This is a genomic window from Streptomyces sp. NPDC001156 (assembly GCF_053598275.1).
Map to the genome: position 1 here is coordinate 1 of NZ_JBSFJX010000349.1, position 5,265 is coordinate 5,265.

Consider the following 5,265-nt stretch of genomic DNA (forward strand, 5'->3'; position numbering starts at 1 on the left):
AGCACACTCGACGTCATCCAGACGGGCACCACGCCCGATTTTCCCGGCCACGGGGCGGGACCGAAAGGGACCGGGGATGACTTGGTTCTCGCTCCACACCGCGCACAGTCCATCGTGGTGCACCAGGTGCACGGCCCGGCCGTGCTTGCGGCCCATCTCGGATGCGGATCGAGCACGGCTTGGCCAACCGACCGAAGCCCTACATCGGCTGATCAGCAAGGCGGGCACGCGTCCGCTCGACGGCGGCTCCGAGATACGGCCGCGCCTTGCTGATCGCGTTGTGCACCGCGCTCCCCGGCTCGTACCTCTCCAAGATCTCGTCGATGCGCTGATCGAAGTCGAAGGACTGCCCGGCTGGACCGGTCGTCATGTCGGCACACGTCAGCGCGTCCGAGACCGAGGAGTCCTCACGCTCATATGCGGCCAACTCAGCGGTGAGTCCACGCTGCTCCGCCTCGTACACGGCGCCAGAGTGGTGAGCCACCAGTCGTACGAGCCGCGCCGGCGCGCCGAGCCGTTCCAGATGGCGGGCGCCATCGAGTGGGTGGAACTCGGTCTCGCGCAGCTCCAGGGCATACCCGATGTCATGCAACCAGGCGGCGGCAACGAGCAGGTCCCGATCTTCTTCGGACACAGCGGCAGCTACCTCGCGCGCACGGGCCGCAACGGCCTGCGTGTGCAGCCAGCGGTTCCCAAGCGGGGGCAACAGAGACTCGGCCAGTTCGGCCGCGCCCTGAGGCGTGTCCAGTGCAGAAGGCATAAACCGCACCGTAGCTCAGCGGGATGGATCACCGACAGTCCGGCGCCAGATATACCGGATCATGTGACGACGCAAGCCCGACGCCGGATCGCCAAACGTGGCAGACGTCCGTCAGGACCGTGGTCGCGGTGGGCACGCCTTGCTCGAAGGCCAGAGCCGCCTCGCATGGCTCCGGCCCTTCGCGTGTGCGCGGCTGCCCTCGCCCCGGGTGCCCGACTCGAAGCGACCTTCTTCGGCGAAGAGGTGATCTTCTTCAGCAAAACAGACATGCCTCCTGTACAACCCTTCCTCCCCATGCCGTGTCAAACACCGCGCCGGACATAGGAACGGGACCTATCCGGACACCCCCCGCGCCCCCGAGCCAGCCGGTCGTATCTGAGCCAAGGAGCCGCTCATGCGCAAGCACCGCTCGGCCGCCGTCGCGGCGGCATCGTTTCTCCTCGTCACGGGCGCGGTCATCGCGACCGCTCCGAGCGTCTACGCCGGAACACCCGGCGGAACACACGCCAACGACCGCAACACCGACTTCAACGGCGACGGATACGACGACGTGCTCGTCGGCGGCCCCGGCGCGGCGGTCGGCGGGCACAAGGGCGCCGGCATGGTAACCGTGCAGTACGGCGGACCCAAGGGCATCGGCACGACCAGAGCCAAGGCCTTCAGCCAGAACTCCACGGGCGTCCCCGGCGCCGCCGAGACCGGTGACGGCTTCGGCAAGTCGCTGGCCACCGGCGACCTCGACGGCGACGGCTACGACGACGCGATCATCGGCATCCCCGGCGAGGACCTCGGCGCCGTCGCCAACGCGGGCGGCGCGGTCATCCTGTGGGGCACGCCGAAGGGCCTCACCGGATCGGCCAGCGACTGGCTGCAGGCCGACGACCCCACCACGGGCGGCAGGTTCGGCGCCTCGCTCGCCGCGGCCCGCTTCGGCGACACCACTCCGGGCGACTCCCTCGCCGTCATGGACTCGGTCGGGCTGACGATCTACACCTTCGAGCCCGCCCCCCAGCCCACCGCCAAGAGCGCGGACGCACAGGCGCGGCGGCCCGTGCAGAAGTCGCGCACCACGCTCACCTCGCCTCCGCGGAAGACGCTCAGCCACGCCTCCGCCGACGACGCACCGGGCATCCAGCCCAAGTCGATGACCACAGGCGACTACGACAACAACGGCTTCGCCGACCTGGTCGTCTCCGGCACCAGCGTGGGCGGCGAGCCGGGCTACGGCTGGTCGTACATCCTGCCCGGCACCGCGTCGAACGAAGAACCGCTGCCGATCACCGCGGTGCGCGGCGGCCCGGTCGTCGCGTCCGGCGACATCAACCGCGACGGCTACGACGACCTGGTTACCGGCGAGCCGCACAGCCCGGACGACGGCGGCCAAAGCATGACCGGCGGCATGGTCGGCGTCTACTACGGCAGTGCGGCCGGGCCCGCCGGCCGGGAGGGGCCGGGCACCCCTCCCGTGTGGTGGACCCAGAACTCGGCGGGCGTGCCGGGCGCGAACGAGCAGGGCGACGGCTTCGGCACCGACCTCTCCGTCGGCGACAGCAACGGCGACGGATACGCGGACGTGGCGATCGGTGTCGCGGGCGAGGACATCGGCAGCGTCGCGGACGCGGGCGCCGTCACGGTCCTGCGTGGCTCGGTCAAGGGCATGACGTCCACCGGCGCACTGTCCGTGAACCAGGGCACCGCGAACGTCCCGGGCACCGTCGAGAAGGGCGACAAGTTCGGCGGCCAGGTCTCCTTCACCGACCCGAACGACGACGGCCGCTTCGGCCTGCTCGCCTCGGCACCCGGTGAGAACACGAACGACGGCTACGTCTGGGTGTTCTCCGCGCGCAGCTCGGGCCTGACCACCTCCGGCTCCTGGAACTACGGCCCGAGCGCGTTCGGCGGCCTGCCGACGGACGCACTGTACGGGGCGGCGATCGACGACTAGCGCGTGTCTCTTTGATGGGTTGATCAGTTGCTCGGATATACCTGTCCGATTACTGATCACTGATGCGATGTGGGACCGGATCTTGCCGCTGATGCCAGCCCAGCCGGCCCGGGAGCGGCGGTGGGCCGACCACCGCCGCACCCTCAAGGCCATCGCGTGGAAGTACCGCACCAACTCACCCTGGCCAGACCTGCCTGCGACGCCGGGGAATCCGCGCGGTCATCCCGCAGCCCTCCGACCAGATCGGCCACCGCCTACGACGAGGCCGCCAAGGTGGCCGCCCGTCCGGCTTCGACGCGTGCGCCTACAAGCAGCGGAACACCGTCGAACGGTGCATCAACCGCCTCAAGCAGTGGCGCGGCCTGGTCGCGCGAACCGACAAACTCGCCATCGCCTACCAGGCCGCACTCCACCTTGCTGGCATCCTCATCTGGACACGGCGCTGACCAAAGAGACAGGACCAGCCGGTCGGCCAACGGGCGCGCTCAGTGCTGTACTGCGAGTCCGGGGCGGTGACGCCGCATCGCGTCCAGGACCGCCTCAGGCGGCACCGGCAAGGTGTTGGTGGCCATGGTGGCCGGACCAAAGCCGAGTCGTGCGTTCATGGACGCGGTGCTGCGGACGAGCTTGGGTGCTCGAGCCAGATAGGCGTCCTGATCGTGCAGCACCAGCTCGATGAACCACTGCGAGGTGTTACGTACCCGCTGCTCGCGGATCCGCACGGCGGCTATCTCGTCCCAGCCGAACCGGCCCAGCCTCACGTGGTCCACTCCCGCGTCGTCCAGCATCAACTCCGGTCGGTCGCGGAGCAGGCGCTGGATGATGAGCACCGTGCAGAACCCGAAGAAGGGCACGGCCAGCGCCCCTGCCACCGTCATCTTCACGGTGCTGTGGGCGACCAGGAAAACAAGGCCCACAGCGACGAAGACCACAGAGCCGGCCAGCATGGCCCACACACGTCCCTTGGCGAGCGGGTAGACCGTCGGGGGCAGTGGAACGCCGTTTCTGATCACGGGCTCAGACGATAGGACCAGAGCCCTCGTCAGCGGAAGCCTTTTCGGCAGACCGTCTGGTGCCGTGGCCGGCACCCAGCAAGCATGCCCTGCGGGCAGAGTTTCCCTACGTTCATCAAGCACCGGCTGCGCTCCGCTCCGCCGGGCGCGCTTCCCGGCTCCGCTGCGCGCTGCGCTCCTGCCTTCGGCCCGCTCCGCGCGCGCTGCGCCGACGCGCGCCCACGTGTGGATAGGGCTCGGATGCCGTGACTCGAGCACCGCAGAGAGCGGCCACCCGAGTTGATGCAGACCCAGCGCGACTGGAACCGGACCTACGAAGCGCTCGCCCAACGGCCTCCCCAGACCACAGCGCTACGCAGACGCCTGCAGGAGCTCTCCAGCCGACTTGCCTCCCATCCGTACTGGCACACGCAGGCCGGCCGATCACCGGCGGCCAAGGTGGAACTGCGCCGGCAGGGCCGCTCCCAGAAGGAAGAGGTGTCGTGAACGATCACCTAACCGAGCGTCAGGAACGAATCCTGAAGTGCATCAGGGACTGGATCGCCGCGTACGGAGAGACACCCTCGGTGCGGGAGATCGGTCAAGTCGTTGGCCTGTCGAGCAAGTCGTCCGTGGCTTACCAGCTCGACAGGATGGAACAGCTTGGGGCCATCGACCGGAGCGTGCGCCGCGGTAGAGGCCGAGGCATCTCGCTGCCGCGATAGATGGAGCGGCGGGGTTTCCCGGCAGTGGTCCGGAGCCGCCTCAGGTACAGACACGGTCAGCTGCGCCAATGCGTCCGACACACCTTCGACACAGTCTGTGTCGCTGGCGCCCTTCGATGGACATCGCCGCAGGTGAGGGAGCCATGCGGAGTGATCGAGGCATTCACTCCGGAGTCGTGCGCGCAGGTTCGGATGCTGCCGAGGGCGGCTCGGACCTGCTGGGCGGGCCGGCGTCATCGCACTGGAGAACACCAACAGCCGCCGCGCGGGGAACATCTCCCCAACGGGAGCACCCTGCATCGCGAGGCAGGAACGTCAGCCTTACCACCGCGCCCACGAGCTCAGTCACCACGCACAGCGTGATCTCACGCTCGACGCTCAGGCCGACGCTTCGGCTGCGGCGCTCACCGCTGAACGCCTCCCCGGAGAGGTACGCGAGTGCACAACGCGTGCACACTCGCGCGGGAACACCCGGGAATTCGCAGGTCGAAGCGGGCACTGCCTGGACACGGTAAAGAGCCCCGACCAGACCATAAGCCCAGGCCAAAGCCCAGATGGCAGACGAGTCGGGCTATACGCCAGGTACAGGCTCATCAATTTGCTTAGAGTTCTTCAGTGATCGTACGGTGATTGTGTGGAACTTCTTCGACTCTCAAAGGCCGTGAAACGTTTGGGTGTTCATCCGGTGACGCTTCGTCTGTGGGCTGATTCGGGGAAGATTCCGGTGAGTTGGGTCGGGCGTGAGCGTCGGTTCTCCTCGATCGATGTGGAGGCGATGAAGGTCTCCACCGGTGGGGAGCGTGTCCGCCTGGAGGGCCTGTACGTGCGCGTCTCCGGCTCCCA

Annotated in this window: 6 protein-coding genes and 1 pseudogene; 5 read left to right on the forward strand and 2 right to left on the reverse strand. The window is 68.2% G+C overall.

Going from position 1 to position 5,265, the window contains the following annotated elements; all coding sequences use genetic code 11:
- Positions 1-199: 199 nt before the first annotated feature.
- Positions 200-760 carry an HD domain-containing protein gene (locus tag ACWDA7_RS49895; protein ID WP_450614487.1) on the reverse strand — a complete coding sequence of 187 codons (561 nt, stop codon included), beginning with the start codon at positions 758-760 and terminating at the stop codon, positions 200-202.
- A 394-nt stretch (positions 761-1,154) separates the two neighbouring features.
- Here ACWDA7_RS49895 and ACWDA7_RS49900 point away from each other — a divergent pair, with 394 nt between their 5' ends.
- Positions 1,155-2,705 carry an FG-GAP and VCBS repeat-containing protein gene (locus ACWDA7_RS49900; RefSeq protein ID WP_450614489.1) on the forward strand — a complete coding sequence of 517 codons (1,551 nt, stop codon included), beginning with the start codon at positions 1,155-1,157 and terminating at the stop codon, positions 2,703-2,705.
- A 37-nt stretch (positions 2,706-2,742) separates the two neighbouring features.
- A pseudogene (locus tag ACWDA7_RS49905) lies at positions 2,743-3,151 on the forward strand (transposase).
- Between the two features lie 39 nt (positions 3,152-3,190).
- On the opposite strand, the gene ACWDA7_RS49910 reads toward ACWDA7_RS49905, so the two are convergent.
- Positions 3,191-3,718: an STM3941 family protein gene (locus tag ACWDA7_RS49910; protein ID WP_450614491.1), complete on the reverse strand. Its 528-nt coding sequence runs from the start codon at positions 3,716-3,718 to the stop codon at positions 3,191-3,193.
- A 282-nt stretch (positions 3,719-4,000) separates the two neighbouring features.
- On the opposite strand from ACWDA7_RS49910, the gene ACWDA7_RS49915 reads away from it, so the two are divergent.
- The 3 genes from ACWDA7_RS49915 to ACWDA7_RS49925 all read left to right on the forward strand — a co-directional run.
- On the forward strand, positions 4,001-4,204 hold the full coding sequence (locus tag ACWDA7_RS49915; protein ID WP_450614493.1) for a hypothetical protein: 204 nt from the start codon (positions 4,001-4,003) through the stop codon (positions 4,202-4,204).
- A complete protein-coding gene (locus ACWDA7_RS49920; protein WP_450614495.1) occupies positions 4,201-4,422 on the forward strand; it encodes a LexA family protein in 222 nt (73 codons plus the stop codon). The genes ACWDA7_RS49915 and ACWDA7_RS49920 overlap by 4 nt, the downstream gene beginning before the upstream one ends.
- Positions 4,423-5,056: 634 nt before the next feature.
- A partial coding sequence (locus tag ACWDA7_RS49925) for a helix-turn-helix domain-containing protein (RefSeq protein ID WP_450614497.1) occupies positions 5,057-5,265 on the forward strand: 209 nt, incomplete at its 3' end.

Coding starts and splice junctions, on each gene's coding strand:
- ACWDA7_RS49895 (WP_450614487.1), bottom strand. CDS start 760: ATGCCTTCTGCACTGGACACGCCTCAGGGCGCGGCCGAACTGGCCGAG.
- ACWDA7_RS49900 (WP_450614489.1), top strand. CDS start 1,155: ATGCGCAAGCACCGCTCGGCCGCCGTCGCGGCGGCATCGTTTCTCCTC.
- ACWDA7_RS49915 (WP_450614493.1), top strand. CDS start 4,001: ATGCAGACCCAGCGCGACTGGAACCGGACCTACGAAGCGCTCGCCCAA.